At 71.6% G+C, this 15980-nt stretch carries 15 protein-coding genes; 8 read left to right on the top strand and 7 right to left on the bottom strand.

The window, feature by feature from the left end:
• Positions 1-183 precede the first annotated feature (183 nt).
• Positions 184-843, top strand: coding sequence for a response regulator transcription factor (locus JQN72_RS08025; protein ID WP_204134660.1), 660 nt, complete (start codon positions 184-186; stop codon positions 841-843).
• Between the two features lie 730 nt (positions 844-1573).
• Here the strand turns inward: JQN72_RS08025 and JQN72_RS08020 are convergent.
• Both JQN72_RS08020 and JQN72_RS08015 read right to left on the bottom strand, forming a co-directional pair.
• Positions 1574-1816, bottom strand: a complete 243-nt coding sequence (locus JQN72_RS08020; RefSeq protein WP_204134659.1) for a toxin — start codon at positions 1814-1816, stop codon at positions 1574-1576.
• Positions 1813-2046 carry a ribbon-helix-helix domain-containing protein gene (locus JQN72_RS08015; protein WP_307812518.1) on the bottom strand — a complete coding sequence of 78 codons (234 nt, stop codon included), beginning with the start codon at positions 2044-2046 and terminating at the stop codon, positions 1813-1815. Before JQN72_RS08015 ends, JQN72_RS08020 begins: the two co-directional genes overlap by 4 nt.
• 307 nt (positions 2047-2353) lie before the next feature.
• On the opposite strand from JQN72_RS08015, the gene JQN72_RS08010 reads away from it, so the two are divergent.
• Positions 2354-2968, top strand: coding sequence for a chromosome condensation regulator (locus tag JQN72_RS08010; RefSeq protein ID WP_204134657.1), 615 nt, complete (start codon positions 2354-2356; stop codon positions 2966-2968).
• A gap of 55 nt (positions 2969-3023) precedes the next feature.
• Here JQN72_RS08010 and JQN72_RS08005 read toward each other — a convergent pair whose 3' ends face one another.
• Genes JQN72_RS08005 through JQN72_RS07995 form a run of 3 tightly spaced genes read right to left on the bottom strand, consistent with a single transcriptional unit; the run spans position 3024 to position 6292 of the window.
• Entirely contained in the window at positions 3024-3974 is a 951-nt protein-coding gene (locus tag JQN72_RS08005; protein ID WP_204134656.1) for a class II glutamine amidotransferase, read from the bottom strand.
• 42 nt (positions 3975-4016) lie between these two features.
• Complete coding sequence (cobF, locus tag JQN72_RS08000; RefSeq protein ID WP_204134655.1) at positions 4017-4835, bottom strand: precorrin-6A synthase (deacetylating); 819 nt, start codon at positions 4833-4835, stop codon at positions 4017-4019.
• Complete coding sequence (locus JQN72_RS07995; RefSeq protein ID WP_204134654.1) at positions 4832-6292, bottom strand: cobyric acid synthase; 1461 nt, start codon at positions 6290-6292, stop codon at positions 4832-4834. The genes cobF and JQN72_RS07995 overlap by 4 nt, the downstream gene beginning before the upstream one ends.
• Positions 6293-6328: 36 nt before the next feature.
• Here JQN72_RS07995 and JQN72_RS07990 point away from each other — a divergent pair, with 36 nt between their 5' ends.
• The 3 genes from JQN72_RS07990 to JQN72_RS07980 all read left to right on the top strand — a co-directional run bounded on the left by JQN72_RS07990 (position 6329) and on the right by JQN72_RS07980 (position 12729).
• Positions 6329-6916 carry a histidine phosphatase family protein gene (locus tag JQN72_RS07990; protein ID WP_204134653.1) on the top strand — a complete coding sequence of 196 codons (588 nt, stop codon included), beginning with the start codon at positions 6329-6331 and terminating at the stop codon, positions 6914-6916.
• Between the two features lie 239 nt (positions 6917-7155).
• Entirely contained in the window at positions 7156-10491 is a 3336-nt protein-coding gene (ileS, locus tag JQN72_RS07985; protein ID WP_204134652.1) for an isoleucine--tRNA ligase, read from the top strand.
• A 162-nt stretch (positions 10492-10653) separates the two neighbouring features.
• The gene (locus JQN72_RS07980; protein WP_239100336.1) at positions 10654-12729 is read left to right on the top strand and encodes a M14 family metallopeptidase; all 2076 of its coding nucleotides are present in this window, start codon (positions 10654-10656) and stop codon (positions 12727-12729) included.
• Positions 12730-12867: 138 nt separating this feature from the next.
• Here the strand turns inward: JQN72_RS07980 and JQN72_RS07975 are convergent, their stop codons facing one another.
• Positions 12868-13125, bottom strand: coding sequence for a hypothetical protein (locus tag JQN72_RS07975; protein WP_204134651.1), 258 nt, complete (start codon positions 13123-13125; stop codon positions 12868-12870).
• A gap of 131 nt (positions 13126-13256) precedes the next feature.
• Here JQN72_RS07975 and JQN72_RS07970 point away from each other — a divergent pair, with 131 nt between their 5' ends.
• Positions 13257-14648, top strand: a complete 1392-nt coding sequence (locus JQN72_RS07970) for a folylpolyglutamate synthase/dihydrofolate synthase family protein (protein WP_307812516.1) — start codon at positions 13257-13259, stop codon at positions 14646-14648.
• A 66-nt stretch (positions 14649-14714) separates the two neighbouring features.
• Here JQN72_RS07970 and JQN72_RS07965 read toward each other — a convergent pair whose 3' ends face one another.
• On the bottom strand, positions 14715-15074 hold the full coding sequence (locus tag JQN72_RS07965; RefSeq protein ID WP_204134649.1) for a hypothetical protein: 360 nt from the start codon (positions 15072-15074) through the stop codon (positions 14715-14717).
• A gap of 201 nt (positions 15075-15275) precedes the next feature.
• Between JQN72_RS07965 and JQN72_RS07960 the strand changes: the two genes are divergently transcribed.
• Both JQN72_RS07960 and JQN72_RS07955 read left to right on the top strand, forming a co-directional pair.
• Positions 15276-15563 (top strand): hypothetical protein, encoded by a 288-nt coding sequence (locus JQN72_RS07960; RefSeq protein ID WP_204134648.1) that lies wholly within the window; start codon positions 15276-15278, stop codon positions 15561-15563.
• On the top strand, positions 15560-15976 hold the full coding sequence (locus tag JQN72_RS07955; protein WP_204134647.1) for a DUF4233 domain-containing protein: 417 nt from the start codon (positions 15560-15562) through the stop codon (positions 15974-15976). The genes JQN72_RS07960 and JQN72_RS07955 overlap by 4 nt, the downstream gene beginning before the upstream one ends.
• The last annotated feature ends 4 nt before the right edge of the window (positions 15977-15980 follow it).

Genomic DNA, 15980 nt, shown 5'->3' with positions numbered 1-15980 from the left:
CCGAGGTCGCGGACGTGGTCCGTCGGGTCGGAGGCAACCCGAACGCTCACGTCCCGGGTCGAAGATTCGTCATGAGGTCACTCTCGTGTCACCGGTGGCTTCCCACACCACCCCTGGGGGTGAGATGGCCGTGGACGTGGGACGACGTCCGCCCCCGGTCGTCAGGTGCTCTACGTTGCTGACATGGCCGAGGACCCCCAGCCCGTTCGTGTCGCGTTACTCAACGACTACGACATCGTCATCCAGGGCCTGGCTCGGATGCTGGAGCCGTACCGCGGCCGGGTCCACCTCGTGGAGTTCGACTCGCGACTGCCGGTGGTGCGGCCCGTCGACGTCGCCCTCTACGACACCTTCGCGCAGGACCAGGCGGACCGGGCCGGTCTGCAGGACCTGCTGGAGCGCGGCGCTGCCGACAAGGTCGTCCTGTACAGCTGGAACACGCACGAGGCGCTCGTCGAGGCGGCACTGCGGCGAGGAGCTTCTGGCTACCTGTCGAAAGGAATGTCCGCCGACGAGCTCGTCCTGGCCCTGGAGAAGGTGGCAGCCGGCGAGCGGGTCACCGACCGAACCGCCTACCGCGAGGACGACGGTGGTGACTGGCCAGGTCGCAGCGAGGGGTTGTCCGCTCGTGAAGCCGAGATCGTCGCTCTCATCACCCAAGGCCTGACGAACGACGACATCACGAAACGCACGTATCTGTCGATCAACTCGGTGAAGTCGTACATCCGCAGCGCCTACCGGAAGATCGGCGTCACGCGGCGGCCCCAGGCCGTCCTGTGGGGCGTCCGCCACGGGTTCGAACCCGACACTCTCCGTCGTCCCGGCCCGGACGCCGACGACTGACCCAGCAGCGGCGCCGTCCTCGACCTCAGGAGCTCCTCTCGGGGATGCATCGCGTGGACAAGGAGGTGCGCCTGCTCGCTCGGTTGTGCCCGGCCACGGACGGAGGGTGACGGGCGAGGATTGCGTCGGCTACCGGCGCAGTGGCTGGAGAAGGCCCAGCGGGTTACGCGAAGCTCTGGAAGGCTTCATGTGTGGCGGCAATCAGGGGACGTCCAGCGAGGCACGGCGCTGTGGCGCTGGCGTGCGCCCTGCTGTTCAGCGCTTGTACTGCGTCCGGACCGGAGTTGCCGGACCGTTCTGACCCTGCGGTTCAGGCTGACGAGGCACGACTCGCCGCGCTCATCGGGTCTGCCGGGTCCGACCCCAGCATCCTGGGGGAGGAAGGTACGTGCGCTGTCCGACTGCTCAGACGAACCAGCGAGACTGCGTTCGTGTGGGCGGAGTGCAACGGCATCGTGCACGCCGACACCGGGATCAGCGTGCCCATGCGTGTCGTGGGATCGCAGGTACAGGTTCCCGGTGACGGACCTGACTACGCGCGGGACATACGCGCGCTGTTTCCCGAGGATCTCGTCGAGACCGTCTTGGCCGGCGACACCCCGGTTCGCCCGTAGCGGGAAGTACCCGACAACCGTCAGCATTCGTCCTCACGAGCGGAGGCCGTGACGTCGACGATCCTCGGCGCCGGCGGCTGACATCCTCCATCTCCGGCCCGCCGTCGCTGGGTCCGTCAGGGCAGCAGGCCCAGGTACTTCTTGCGCGCCGGCATCGCGTGGATGACCATCTCGTCGCCACTGGCGAACACGAGCACCACAGTCTCGAGGAGCCGGGCTTGAGTGTCGAACCCGAGACGAAGCTCTCGCTCAGGCGACTCGTCCTCGCTCAGAGGCTCGATCCACGATGCCCATTCGGCCGCCTGGCGAATGTCCTCGGGGTCGATGCCGTGCTTGAGTGCGCTGGGGTGGATCTTCACGCGGCGAAGTGCGCCAGCGCCGCTCGGATCGCCTCGGATCGGCTCATGTTGCCCTTGTCGGCGGCGGCATCGAGGGCCTCGAGCTCTTCCGCGGTCAGCCGGACGGCGACTACCTGCATCGATTCCGCGCCTCGACCCGGTCGTCCGCGACCACGCACCTTGAGGGCATCGACGTCGTAGCCGGCTTCGGCCTCGTCGGCCCACTCCTGGATCTGCTCGTCGCTCACCACGAGAAAATCGTATAACGAAAATCCTGAGCCAGGAAGTCCGCCTCGGCCGCCATGTACCGGGTCGTGCTCGCCCACGTCCGCCGACGAAGGCGCCGATGATGTCTGCGCCGAGCGTGCTCGAGTCATGCGATCGGTCGAACAAGTGCAACCGCCCCGGGCGTCATGGGCGACACGGTCGGTCTGAAGGACCGCGTCGGCACGTCGGGCAGCTCCACGAACAGCGGCTCACGCTGGGCTGACACCGGTGGGTCGCGCCCGGCCGTCGTGTTGAATGCCCGAGAGTCGATGCGGGCAGACGAGGTGACGTATGCGCAGTGCTGTGGCGGCGGGGCGGCGCCATTCCGTCGGTCGCCGCGCCGACGGGACGGTCGTCGGAGCCGGGCACGGGGGCGCCGGCGAGCTCGCTGTGGCCGGGTGGACGGACGTCGTGGCGGTGGCTGCCGGGAACGTCCACGCTGCGGGCAACACCGGCCGCTCGCACACGGTCGGACTCCGTGCCGACGGCACCGTCGTGGCCACCGGGGTCAACGGCCGCGGGCAGTGTGATGTCGAAGGATGGTCCGCTCTGGCCGGCATCGCGGCGGGCTACCTGCACACCGTCGGGCGGCGTCGGGACGGCCGGGCCGTCGCCTCCGGAGAGGCCAGGACCGGGGCCTGCGCGGTGGAGGAGTGGCGCGACCTGGTCGACGTGGCGGCGGGCAGCCGGCACACCGTCGGCGTCACCGAGGGCGGGCGTGTGCTGGCGAGCGGCGACAACAGCTGGGGTCAATGTGACGTCGACGGGTGGCGAGGCGTGGTCGCCGTCGCGGCCGGCGCCACCCACACCCTGGGCATGTGCGGCGACGGCACGGTGCTCGGCACCGGTGACAACACCCACCACCAGTGCGAGACCACCGACTGGAGGGACATCCGGCCAGGATGACCCGGCCCAGCCCGCTCGTCGGATGGCCCGTGGTGCTGCTCGGGGGAGTTCCCGGCTACACCGACAGGGTGCGGACGGTCTTGGTCACCCGTTCGCCGTCGTTCTCGAGGAAGACGATCTCGCCGAACTCCAGGGACGACCATCCGTCGGAGTCGTCGGTCAGGGCCTCGGAGGCGAAGATCGCGCCGGTCGCGTCCTCCTCGTCGCACGTGTCGAAGTCGTAGGTCGTCTCGTCCTTCTCGAAGTCGCGGCCCATGAGGAGGTGCATCGGCTCCAGCAGCATCGAGAGCGAGAACTCGTCCGAGCCCGGCTCGGCCTCGCGCAGCTCCCGCCAGTCGCCGTCCGGGTCCGTCTCGCCCCGGAGCCCGAGACCGGTGTTCACCCCGATTATGCGGTTCGGCGCCACCAGCGCCATCTTCAGCTTCGTCAGGCCCGGGAGGTCGAGGTCGGCCATGGCGCCCGCGATGAGCCGGGTCATCTCCTCGACCGCGCGCTGCACGTCCTCGTCGCCGTCCCCCTTCATGAGCGAGAGCAGGAGCACGTAGAGGAACTCGGTGTCCGTCGAGCCCTTCATCTGCTCCAGGTAGGAGTCCTCGCAGTGCTGCAGCAGCTCCCGCTGCAGCAGCTGCCAGCTCGGCAGGTAGCCGTTCTGCGCGACGATCCAGGGGGTTCCCTCGAACGAGAACGGATGGCAGTTCTCGTCCGCCAGGACGACCTTCGCGTCGTAGGCGGCCGCTCGGACGTGGGCGAGCATCGTGTGGGCGCGCAGGCTCGGGACGATGCGCTCGAGGTTGTCGTCGTAGAAGGCGGCCATCGGCCGGCGGTAGAGAAACGGCTCCTCCGGCTTCAGGAGGTGCTCGCTCCACGCGCCGAACCCCCACCCGGCCAGCTGGAGCTCCGGGTGCCGCTCGGGGTCGAGGGCCTGGTTGACCAGGCTGTTACTGGGTGTGAGGAGCAGCTTCTCCAGCGGGGTCTCCGGCCCGATGAACGCGAGCACTCGGCACATGCGGTTCCTTCGTCGACGGGGGGCGCTCGGTCGTGAGCGTCGTCAGCCTATGGCTCGGGCAGTGTCCTCGGTGCCTTCCCCTCCGGCGGTGCCGGTCGGGAGCGTGAGCGCGTAGGTGTCCATGACCCAGCCGTGCCGCTCCCGCAGCTGCGCGCGCAGGGTGACGAGCTCGTCGGCGAGGTCTGCCAGGCGTCCGGCGCGCAGCTCCTGCTGCGGCAGCCCGAGGTAGGCCCCCCAGTGGACGTACAGGTCCGGGGCGCGCTTGAGCAGCTGCACGCACTGGAGCCGGGCGTCGAGCATGACGACGACGGTGCCGAGCTCCGGCCGCCACTCGGATGCCAGCCGCCGCCCGGTCGTCACGTGCACCGGCCCGCCGATGCCGTTGAGGACGATGCCGTGCTCGGCCGCCAGCACCTGCAGTGCCGAGATGCCGGGGACGACGCTCATCACCACGGGCGTCAGCCGGCCGACGGCCTCGACGATCCGGACCGTGCTGTCGTAGAACGCCGGGTCGCCCCAGACGAGGAACCCGACGACCGCGTCCACGGGCAGCGCGTCCAGCACCTCGGCGTAGCGGCGGGCCCGCGCGGCGTGCCAGGCGTCGACCCCCGCCTGGTACTGCGCGGCGTCACGCGAGGCGTCCGGGCCGCGCTCAGGGTCGGGCACGGTGACGAACCGGTACGAGCCCGCCTCCAGCAGCTCTTCGCAGAGCCCCCGCCGCACGGCCACGAGCTCGTCCTTGGCCTCGCCCTTGTCGGCCACGAGGAAGACGTCGCACGCCCGCATCGCCGAGACCGCCTGCCCCGTGACGTGCGCCGGGCTGCCCGTGCCGATCCCGATGACGTGCACCGCGCGGCTCATCCGGACACCACCGGGGCTACCCGCTCGGACGCCAGCGAGGTGATCGCGTCGAGGTCGAGATGCTCCTCGACCGCGTCGGCCAGCGCGTCGACCATCGCCTCGCGCCGCGCCCCGAACCCCGGCGCCGACGCGTCCGCCACCCACCGCGACCCGCTCGCCGCCGCGACCTCGGCCAGCCACGCCCGCCGGAACGCGTCGCCCTCCAGCGTGCCGTGCCAGATCGTGCCCCACACGGCACCGGCCCGCATACCGCCCGGGAACGACCCGTCGTCGCCGACGACGCCGTGGTGGATCTCGTAGCCCTCGACCGGCACCCCGCCCCACGTCGCCGACGGCCGGGCCAGCACCTTCTCGGCCGAGAACGTGACGTCGGCGCCCAGCAGCCCGAGCCCGTCGACCCGCCCGTCCCGGCTCTCGACCGGGTCGTCGATCGTGCGGCACAGCATCTGGTACCCCCCGCACACCCCGAGGACCGGACGCCCGGCGGCCGCACGCTGGCGCACGACGTCGGCGATGCCGGTACGCCGCAGCCAGGCCAGGTCCGAGACCGTGGCTCGGCTGCCGGGCAGCACGAGCAGGTCGGCCTCGCGGCAGCGCTCGGGGTCTGTCGTGACACGCACGTCCACCCCGGGCTCACAGGCAAGGGCGTCGACGTCGGTGGCGTTCGAGGTGCGCGGCAGCCGGACGACGGCCACCGTCAGCCGCTCCCGGGACAGGTCCGTCCCCGATCGCCAGCGCCCGACCGAGAGCGCGTCCTCGCTGTCGATCCACACGTCCTCGAGCCACGGCAGCACCCCGACGCACGGCATGCCGGTGCGCTCGGTGACGGTCACGAGCCCCGGCGCGAGCACCGACGGGTCGCCGCGGAACTTGTTGACCGCGTACGCCCGCAGGTGCGCGCGGTCGGCGTCGTCGACGAGCGCCCACGTGCCGAACAGCGACGCCAGCACGCCACCACGGTCGATGTCGCCGACGAGCAGCACCGGCAGCCCGAACCGCCGCGCCAGCCCGAGGTTGACGTAGTCGCCCTCGCGCAGGTTGACCTCGGCGGGGGACCCGGCGCCCTCGACGACGACCAGGTCGACGGACGCCGCGAGCTCCTCGTAGGCGGCGAACGCGGCCTCGGCGAGATGGCGGCGGCCCGTGGCGTACTCGCCCGCGCGCAGCCGCCCGGCCGGTTCGCCGCGCAGCACGACGAACGCCTCGCGGTCGCTGCCCGGCTTGAGAAGGACGGGGTTGTGCACCGACGACGCCTCGACCCCCGCCGCCTGGCACTGCAGGTACTGCGCCCGACCGATCTCGGAGCCGTCCTGGCAGACCATCGAGTGGTTCGACATGTTCTGCGCCTTGAACGGCGCCACCTTCACCCCGAGGCGGCGCCACGCCCGGGCCAGCCCGGTGACGACGAGAGACTTGCCGGCGTCCGAGCTCGTCCCCGCCACCAGCAGTCCAGCCACGCGGGAGAGTCTAGGCACCCCGCTACGGTGTCCCGCGTGCCGCCCGCCCGCATCCACCTCGTCCGCCACGGGGAGTCGACGTGGAACGTCGAGCGTCGCCTCCAGGGCGCCACGGCGCATCCGCCGCTCACCGAGCGCGGGCGGGCCCAGGCCGAGGACGCCGCACGCACCGTCGCCGGCCTCGTCACCGGCCCGGTGCGGCTGCTCTCCAGCGACCTCGTGCGCGCCCGGCAGACGGCGGATGCCGTCGCCGCCGCCCTCGGCGTGCCGGTCGAGGAACATCCGGGACTGCGCGAGCAGGCGCTCGGCACCCTCGAGGGACGGCTGACGAGCGAGCTGCGCGAGGAGCCGGTGCGGGACGGCGTCGACGTCACCGAGATACGTTGGGGCGGCGGCGAGAGCATCGCCGACGTCCACGTCCGGACGACCGCCCTGCTCGCCGAGGTGGCCGGATGGGACGCCCCGGACGTCGTCCTCGTCACCCACGGAGACACCCTCCGGGTCGCGCTCGCCGTGCTCGACGGACGCGGCCACCGCGACGTCGACTGGTCGGTCGTCGACAACGGTGAGGTCGTCACCCGTGCGCTCGGGAACGCGTTCGGAGCATCCGGCCGCGACGGCTAGACTCGTCGGCACAGGCGCTCGAGCCGTCATCAGCGGCGAGCCTCCGGAAGAACGGGCCCGGGATCCCACCGCGGGACACGGCCCCACTAGACCCGGACGTCGGGGTCACGTCACGACCTGGTGCAAGAGCGGTCGCCCACAGGGCGGCAAGCGAGGTGGTACCGCGGTGGTGCCCGGCGCGAGCCGGAGCCGTCGTCCTCGGCAACGACGAGTCGACGACCCGCAGGAGAACCCCCGCGATGACGTACCCCAAGGTCTCCACGACCGGCGAGCACACCGGCGCCGCCTTCGGTGTGCCCGCGAGCCCGCGCTTCCCGCAGGTGGAGGAGGCCGTCCTCGCGCACTGGGAGGCCGACGGCACGTTCCAGGCGTCGATCGACCAGCGCGACCCCGGCGAGCGCGGCGAGAACGAGTTCGTCTTCTACGACGGCCCGCCCTTCGCCAACGGCCTGCCGCACTACGGCCACCTGCTCACCGGCTACGTCAAGGACGTCGTGCCGCGCTACGAGACGATGCGCGGCAAGCGCGTCGAGCGGCGCTTCGGCTGGGACACCCACGGTCTGCCCGCCGAGCTCGAGGCGATGCGCCTGAACGGCATCAAGACGACCGACGAGATCCTCGAGCTCGGCATCGAGAGGTTCAACGCCGCCTGCCGCGAGTCGGTCATGAAGTACACGGGGGAGTGGCGCGACTACGTCACCCGCCAGGCCCGCTGGGTCGATTTCGACCACGACTACCGCACGATGAACCCCGACTACATGGAGTCGGTCATCTGGGCGTTCAAGTCCCTCCACGACAAGGGATGGGTCTACGAGGACTTCCGCGTCCTGCCCTACTGCTGGAACGACGAGACCCCGCTGTCCAACCACGAGCTGCGGATGGACGAGGAGACCTACCGGATGCGGCAGGACCCCTCCGTCACGGTCGGCTACCTGCTCGACGACACCGGCACCGACCCGGTGCTCGACGGCGCGCACCTGCTCGTCTGGACGACGACGCCGTGGACGCTGCCGAGCAACCTCGCGGCGATGGTCGGCTCGGACATCGAGTACGTCGTCGTGCAGGCGCCGGTGCCCGGCACGGAACACACCGCCCGCTACGTCCTCGCCGAGGCCCGCCTCGCCGCGCACGCCCGCGAGCTGGCCGACGCCGAGGGCGAGTTCACCGTGCTCGGGCGCTACCGCGGCGCCGACCTCGTGGGCCGCTCGTACACCCCGCCGTTCTCGTACTACTCCGGCCACGAGAACGCGTTCCGCATCGTCGCCGCCGACGACGCCGTGACGACCACCGACGGTACGGGCGTCGTCCACACCGCCGGCGCCTTCGGCGAGGTCGACAAGCAGGTCACCGACCGCGAAGGCATCGTCGCCGTCATGCCCGTCGGCAAGGACGGCAGGTTCACCGCGCCGGTCACCGACTACGAGGGGATGCAGGTCTTCGACGCCAACGCGTTCGTCATCGACCACCTCAAGGCCGCGACCCGGGGCGATGGCCCCGCCGGCTCGGTCACCCCCGGCACCGTCCTGCTGCGCCGCGAGACCTACGACCACAGCTACCCGCACTGCTGGCGCTGCCGCGAGCCCCTCATCTACAAGGGCGTCGAGTCGTGGTTCGTCGAGGTCACCGCCTTCAAGGAGCGGATGGCCGAGCTCAACCAGGAGATCACCTGGGTGCCCGAGCACGTCAAGGACGGGCAGTTCGGCAGGTGGCTCGAGAACGCCCGTGACTGGTCGATCACCCGCAACCGGTTCTGGGGCAGCCCGGTGCCGGTGTGGAAGTCGGACGACCCCGCGTACCCGCGCATCGACGTGTACGGCTCGTTCGCCGAGCTCGAGCGCGACTTCGGCGACATCCCCCGCGACCGGGACGGCACCCCCGACCTGCACCGCCCGTTCGTCGACGAGCTGACGCGCCCCAACCCCGACGACCCCACGGGGAAGAGCACGATGCGGCGGGTCACCGACGTCCTCGACGTCTGGTTCGACTCCGGCTCGATGTCCTACGCCCAGGTGCACTACCCGTTCGAGAACGAGGGATGGTTCGCCGGCACCGACACCCAGGACGCGCACTTCCCGGCCGACTTCATCGTCGAGTACATCGGCCAGACCCGCGGCTGGTTCTACACGCTGCACATCCTCGCGACCGCGCTGTTCGACCGGCCGGCGTTCGAGGCGTGCATCAGCCACGGCATCGTCCTCGGCAACGACGGCCAGAAGATGAGCAAGTCGCTGCGCAACTACCCCGACGTCCGCGAGGTCTTCGACCGCGACGGCGCCGACGCGATGCGCTGGTTCCTCATGGCCAGCCCCATCCTGCGCGGCGGCAACCTCGTCGTCACCGAGGAGGGCATCCGCGAGGGGGTCCGCCAGGTGCTGCTGCCGCTGTGGTCGTCCTGGTACTTCTTCAGCCTCTACGCCAACGCCGCGAACGACAGCGCCGGGTACGAGGCGCGGTGGTCGACGGCGTCCACCGACCCGCTCGACCGCTACCTGCTGGCCAAGACGCGCGGGCTCGTCGAGAACGTCACCGCGCAGATGGACGTCTACGACGTCGCCGGGGCGTGCGAGTCGGTGCGCGGGTTCGTCGACGTCCTGACGAACTGGTACATCCGGCGCTCCCGCGAGCGGTTCTGGGACACCGGCGCGGGTGACTCGGCGCGCGCCGAAGCGGCCTTCGACACCCTCTACACGGTGCTCGAGGTGCTCACCCGGGTCGCGGCGCCGCTGCTGCCGCTCGTCACCGAGGAGGTCTGGCGCGGGCTCACCGGCGGGCGCTCGGTGCACCTCGCCGACTGGCCGTCGGCCGACGACCTGCCCGCCGACGACGCGCTCGTCGCCGCGATGGACCAGGTGCGGGCCGTGTGCTCCACGGGCTCCGCGCTGCGCAAGGCCGAGGGCCTGCGGGTTCGGCTGCCGCTGACCGGTCTCACCGTCGTCACGGCCGACCCCGCGGGGCTCGAGCCGTTCGCCGGGATCGTCCGCGACGAGCTCAACGTCAAGGATGTGACCGTGCTCGACGTCGCCGTGGCGCACGAGTCCGACTTCGGCATCAGCCAGCGGCTCACGGTCAACGCGCGGGTCGCCGGGCCGCGGCTCGGCCGCGACGTGCAGACGGCGATCAAGGGCTCGAAGTCCGGCGACTGGTCGGTGTCCGACGACGGCACGGTCACCTCCGGCGGGCTCGCGCTCGTCGAGGGCGAGTACACCCTCGAGACGGTCGTCGAGGGCGGAGCGGCCGGCTCGCGGGCGACGGCGATGCTGCCCGGCGGCGGGTTCGTCGTCCTCGACACCGAGGTCACACCGGACCTGGAGCGCGAGGGCCTGGCGCGCGACCTCGTCCGCGCCGTGCAGCAGGCCCGCAAGGACGCCGGGCTCGACGTCTCCGACCGCATCCTCCTCGAGGTCACCGGCGACGACGAGGTCGCCGCGGCCGTCGAGGAGCACGCCACGCTGGTCGCGGGGGAGACGCTCGCGACCGAGGTCACGGTGCTCGACGCCCCGGACGGCGAGCAGGTCGCGGTCGTCACGGTCGGCGACGGGCGAAAGGCGTCCGTCCGGGTGACCAAGCGCCCCTGACCCCGAGGGCCGGGTGCCCGGAGGCGCACGAGAGTGCCGTCCGGGCCTCGGCCCGGGGGAGCACGGCGCTCTCGGGATGCGGGCGACGCACGGCGGGTCTACGGTCCTCCTGGGCCGCCGCATCCGGCCCGGTGCAGGGGTCCAGGCCGACAGGAGCAGCCCATGCCGTCACGTCCCGTCAAGGTCCGCAGGTTCTCGATGGCGCTGGCCACGGCCGCCGTTCTCGCCGTGGGTGTCTCGGGGGTCTCCCTCGCGGCGCCCAGCCCGCCGGACGACACGCCGCGGCTCGTCCACGTCCTGGCGCCGACCGCGGCCGAGCGTACCGACGTCAGCGAACTCGGGCTCGACACCACCGAGCACGCCGACGCGACCGGCATCGACGTCATCCTGCACGGCGAGGCCGACGCCCGCCGGTTGCGGGAGGCCGGCTACCGGTGGCGTGTCGTCGACGCCGACCTCGCGAAGACCGCGCGCGAGAACGCCGCCGCCGACCGCCGCTACGCCGCGGCGACGAAGAAGTCCGGGCTCCCGAGCGGCCGGACGTCCTACCGGACGCTCGACGAGGTGAACGACGAGCTCGCCGCCCTCGCCCGTAGGTACCCCTCGCTCGTGCGCCTCTTCACGCTGCCCAACCGCACGGTCGAAGGGCGGCCGGTGCGCGGCATCGAGATCACCCGGGGCGCCCGGTCCGTCGACGACGGCAAGCCGGCCTTCCTCCTCATGGGGGCGCACCACGCGCGCGAGTGGCCGTCGGTGGAGCACAGCATGGAGTTCGCGTACGACCTGCTGGAGAACCGGCGCAGGGACGGCCGCGCCCGGGAGATCCTGCGGGACGTGCGGACGATCATCGTGCCCGTGGTGAACCCGGACGGCTTCGACATCAGCCGGTCGGCGGCGCCGCTCGGCGACTTCTCGCTGTTCGACTACGAGATGAAGCGGAAGAACTGCTCGGTCTCCGGGTCGACCCCGGCGGCGTACCTGACCGGCACGTGTGAGGACAACCCGGCCGGGCGGCTGCGGGGTACCGACCTCAACCGCAACTACCCGGGCTTCTGGGGTGGCCCCGGCGCGAGCACGAACTGGAGCAGCGACACCTTCCGCGGTGACGGCCCCGGGGACACCCCCGAGGTCGGCAACATCAAGCGGCTCATCTCGTCGCGCCAGGTGACGAACCTCGTGACCAACCACACCTACAGCAACCTCGTCCTGCGGCCGCCGTCGATCGCCTCGACCGGGTGGGCCCCCGACGAGCCGGTGTACAGGGCGCTCGGTGCCGACCTCGCCGAGCCGAACGGCTACACGAACCAGGCTGCGTTCCAGCTGTACGACACCTCCGGCTCGGTCGAGGACTGGAGCTACTGGCAGACCGGCGGGCTCGGCTTCACCTTCGAGATCGGCCCGGACGAGTTCCACCCGCCGTACGAGACCGGCGTCGTCGCCGAGTACCTCGGCCTGCAGCCCGCGGCCGGAGCCGGCAAGGGCGGGAACCGGGAGTCCTTCTACCGGATGGCCCAGGCGACCCGGGACCGCTCGCTGCACTCGACGCTGGTCGGCACCGCGCCCAAGGGCACGGTTCTCACGGTGAGCAAGACCTTCCAGGCGTTCACCTCGCCGGTGATCGCCTCGGACGGCACGGAGGGGGACCCCGTCGCCTACCAGAACGACCTCAGCAGCACGCTGCGTCCGGACGGTCGCTTCACGTGGGACGTCAACCCGTCCACCCGCCCCGAGGTGGCCGGCCGCTACGGCCGTGACCCGCTCGCCCCGCCGCAGCCCAGCGCGGAGCTGGCCAACCCCGCCGGCATCCCGGAGGAGGGCGAGGCCGAGGAGAGCACCTTCACCGTCGAGGGGTTGCCGCGGTACGACAACGCGACGGCCGAGGTGCGGGTGTCCTGGCCGGACGCCGACGTCGACTGGGACGTCTACGTCTACGACGAGGACGGCCGGCAGGTCGCGTCCGCGGCCAGCCTGGACGACCCCGAGGTCGCGCTGCTCGTCGACCCCGTGCCCGGCAGGTACACCGTGCGCGTCGAGAACTACGCGGGCGGGGCGAGCAGCGACTGGACGGGCGAGGTCGAGTTCCTCTCGCCGACGCCGGCCGCGTACACCGGCGTCAAGGAGGCCTGGACACTCACCTGCACGAACCGCAGCGGCAAGGTGCTGGCCGAGCGGCAGGTCGTCGTCGACCGCGGCCAGCAGGTCTGGGTCGGCACCGTGTGCCGCAAGCCCAAGGACTGACGCCCGCTCGGTCAACGACCGTCAGGCTGCCGGAGGATGAACGCGCTGGTCCTGATCGCGTCCCCTCGTCGGGTGAGGAACCGGCGGGTGTCACTTCTTCGACGAGCGGTGGTGCGGGTCTGACGATGAGCGACGTCCTCACCGTGGTGGGACGCGAGCGTGCAGCCAGGACTGCGTGCCCGCGGGCATGCCCTTGAGCTTCGGCAGCCGGTCGACCGGGCTGACGAGCAGCGCCGTGCCGTCGGGCAGCGACCACTTCAGCTCGTGGTAGACGCGCGAGAGGGTGTCCTCGCTGGCCACGAGGGCCAGATCGTCGGTGAGGACACGGACCTCCTCCCACGGGCCGGGCAGGTGCCCGGGCAGCGGCGCCCCGGTCCAGGCCAGGTAGACGGTCATACGGCCTCCCTCCGTCGGGCACGAGACTAGCCACGACGCTCGTCGAGGCGCGGCCGACTCCGTCGAGTGCGGAGATGGTCGCCGGGTCGACCGGTTCCGCACCCGCGGCCGGGGTGCGGGAGGATGAGTGGGTGAGCCCTGCACCCGACGCCGCCCAGCGCGAGGCCGCGCAGGCCCTCGAGGTCCGCAAGCGGCTGCGAGAGGTCGAGGAGTCGATCCTCTCCCGCGCGCCCGAGCACGACCTGCAGCCGTCCATCGACCGCATCGCGGCGGTCATGGAGCTGCTCGGTGACCCGCAGCGCACCTTCCCCGTCATCCATGTCACCGGGACCAACGGCAAGACGAGCACGGCCCGGATCATCGAGTCCGTCCTCGGTGAGATGGGCCTCAAGGTCGGCCGGTTCACCAGCCCGCACCTGCACTCGATGCTCGAGCGCATCGCCGTCGGTGGCCGGCCCGTCGAGCCCGAACGCTTCCTCGCCGCGTACGACGACGTCATCCCGTTCGTCGAGATCGTCGACGCCCGCTCGGTCGCCGAGGGCGGCCCACTGATGACGTACTTCGAGGTGCTCGTCGCGGTCGCGTACGCCGCGTTCGCCGACCTGCCGGTGGACGTCGCGGTCGTCGAGGTCGGGATGGGTGGGTCGTGGGACGCCACGAACGTCGTCGACGCCCCGGTCTCGGTGGTCACCCCGATCGACGTCGACCACCGGCACTTCCTCGGGGACACTCCCGTCGAGATCGCCGAGGAGAAGGCGGGGATCATCAAGCCGGACGCCATCGCGGTCTCCGGCGTGCAGCCCGACCGCGACGCCGCCGAGGTGCTCCTCGACCGCGCCACCGAGGTCGGCGCTCGGATCGTGTTCGAGAGCGCCGACTTCGGCGTCACCGCGCGGGATGTCGCCGTCGGAGGGCAGCAGCTGTCCCTCAGGGGCCTGGCCGCCGACTACCCGGACCTCTACCTGCCGCTCCACGGCGCGCACCAGGCGCAGAACGCGGCGATGGCGGTCGCCGCCGTCGAGGCGTTCGTCGGTGGGGCCGAGCAGCCCCTCGACCTCGACGTCCTCAAGGCGGGCCTGGCCGCCGTCACGTCCCCGGGGCGGCTCGAGATCGTCCGCCGCAGCCCCACCGTGCTCGTCGACGCCGCGCACAACCCCGCGGGCATCCGGGCGCTGCGCGAGGCGCTCACCGACTCGTTCACCTTCGTCAAGCTCGTCGGCGTCGTCGCGGCGATGCGCGACAAGGACGTCACCGAGATGCTCGAGGCGCTCGAGCCGGCGCTCGACGAGGTCGTCGTCACCCGCAACAGCTCACCGCGCTCGATGCGGCCTGCGGAGCTCGGCGAGATCGCCGGGGACATCTTCGGCGAGCACCGGGTCACGGTCGTCGATGACCTGCCGGACGCCCTCGACCGCGCCGCCGGGCTCGCGGACGAGGGCGGCGTCGCGGGGGGAGTGCTGGCCACCGGCTCGGTGGTCACCGCCGCCGACGTCCGGATGCTCCTCGGCGAGACCACCGTCTGACCTCCATGGCCTTGGCCGCGGTGTCCGCCCAGGAGACCCGCCCCTGGGCGGACACCGGAGCATCGGTCAGGCCCTGAACTGGGTGTGCTGGCAGTTCTTGTTGACCCGTTGGCCGTACTCGTGCACCCAGTCGCAGATCGTGACGTCCTGCCACCAGCCGTCCGCGATGTTGCCGATGGTCTCGCACCCGTTGTAGACGATGCGCTCGCGCTGTGGCTTGTTGCCGATCACGATGGCATGCGCTCCGATGCCGTCGCCGGTCGCCAGGTCGCACACCTTGATGGCGTTGGCACTGTCGTCGTGCCAGATGTACGACTTCCCGCTCTTCGACCACATGGTGTAGTCGGCGGCCTGAGCCTGTGTCGGCACGGTCAGGAGCGCCACGGCCCCAGCGGCCGCCAGCACGGTACGTGTCTTGGTTCTCATCGTGTCCTCCCTCGGTGGTCGGGAGCGCAGTGGTCGCGGCCCCCCGCCGGACTCTAGCGGCAGCGGCGGAGCCCGAGGTCGTGCACGCAGCCGAGTGCGAGTCATGGGCCCGTCCGAGGATGTGTGCCACGGACTGCAGCCGGGAGCGGTACCGATGGCCGCGTCGATGTGACCGCAGATGGCGCCCGTAGGCTGGGCGGCATGAGCCCGCTCGTGAAGCTCGTCCTCATCATCGCCGTGGTCGTGGCCGTCTGGTACGTCGTCCGTGCCGTCCGGGCGAACGGGATGCCCGGCCTGTCCTCGCACGTCACGTTCATGCCCGTCGACGAGCTGCCCGAGCACGCGCGGCAGGCCATCGACGTCGAGCTCGCACAGGACCGTCTCATCCCGGCGATCAAGCTCTACCGCGAGGCCACCGGTGCCGGCCTCAAGGAGTCCAAGACGGCCGTCGAGACCTACCGCTGGAAGCACGGCGGGACCACCGCGTGAGGGGTCTGCCCCTCTACGGGCGCCAGGGGAAGCTCACCTTCCGGCTGCTCGCGGTCGCGCTCGTCGGCCAGGCCGTCCTGCTGTCGTTCTTCGCCCTCGTCGCGCGGGGGCTGGCCATCGCCGACGACCGGTCGGGCGACGGCTCGCGGCTGTTCTGGGTCGGGATGGGTCTGGCGGCGTTCTCGCTCGTGGCCGGTGGGCTGATGCGCTCGCCCGTCGGCATCACCCTGGGGTGGCTCGTCCAGGTGCTCACCTGGGTGAGCGCCTGGCTCGTGCCGGCGATGGTCGGGGTCGGCGTCGTCTTCACCGCGCTGTGGGTGCTGCTCATCGTCCAAGGGCGGAAGGCGGACGCCACGCTGGCCCGCCGGGAGGCCGAGGCCGCCGCTGCCGGGGGTTCGGCGGGGGCCGACTAGGCTG

Source organism: Phycicoccus sp. CSK15P-2 (genome assembly GCF_016888005.1).
In the GTDB taxonomy this organism is placed as follows: domain Bacteria; phylum Actinomycetota; class Actinomycetes; order Actinomycetales; family Dermatophilaceae; genus Phycicoccus.
The sequence above is the reverse complement of the archived record's forward strand: the minus strand, read 5'-3'. Positions and strand labels throughout refer to the sequence as shown.

What these genes read in the sequence shown, in the direction of transcription:
- JQN72_RS08025 (WP_204134660.1), top strand. Translation starts at nt 184, where the DNA reads ATGGCCGAGGACCCCCAGCCCGTTCGTGTCGCGTTACTCAACGACTAC.
- JQN72_RS08010 (WP_204134657.1), top strand. Translation starts at nt 2,354, where the DNA reads ATGCGCAGTGCTGTGGCGGCGGGGCGGCGCCATTCCGTCGGTCGCCGC.
- JQN72_RS08005 (WP_204134656.1), bottom strand. Translation starts at nt 3,974, where the DNA reads ATGTGCCGAGTGCTCGCGTTCATCGGGCCGGAGACCCCGCTGGAGAAG.
- cobF (WP_204134655.1), bottom strand. Translation starts at nt 4,835, where the DNA reads ATGAGCCGCGCGGTGCACGTCATCGGGATCGGCACGGGCAGCCCGGCG.
- ileS (WP_204134652.1), top strand. Translation starts at nt 7,156, where the DNA reads ATGACGTACCCCAAGGTCTCCACGACCGGCGAGCACACCGGCGCCGCC.
- JQN72_RS07980 (WP_239100336.1), top strand. Translation starts at nt 10,654, where the DNA reads ATGCCGTCACGTCCCGTCAAGGTCCGCAGGTTCTCGATGGCGCTGGCC.
- JQN72_RS07975 (WP_204134651.1), bottom strand. Translation starts at nt 13,125, where the DNA reads ATGACCGTCTACCTGGCCTGGACCGGGGCGCCGCTGCCCGGGCACCTG.
- JQN72_RS07965 (WP_204134649.1), bottom strand. Translation starts at nt 15,074, where the DNA reads ATGAGAACCAAGACACGTACCGTGCTGGCGGCCGCTGGGGCCGTGGCG.
- JQN72_RS07960 (WP_204134648.1), top strand. Translation starts at nt 15,276, where the DNA reads ATGAGCCCGCTCGTGAAGCTCGTCCTCATCATCGCCGTGGTCGTGGCC.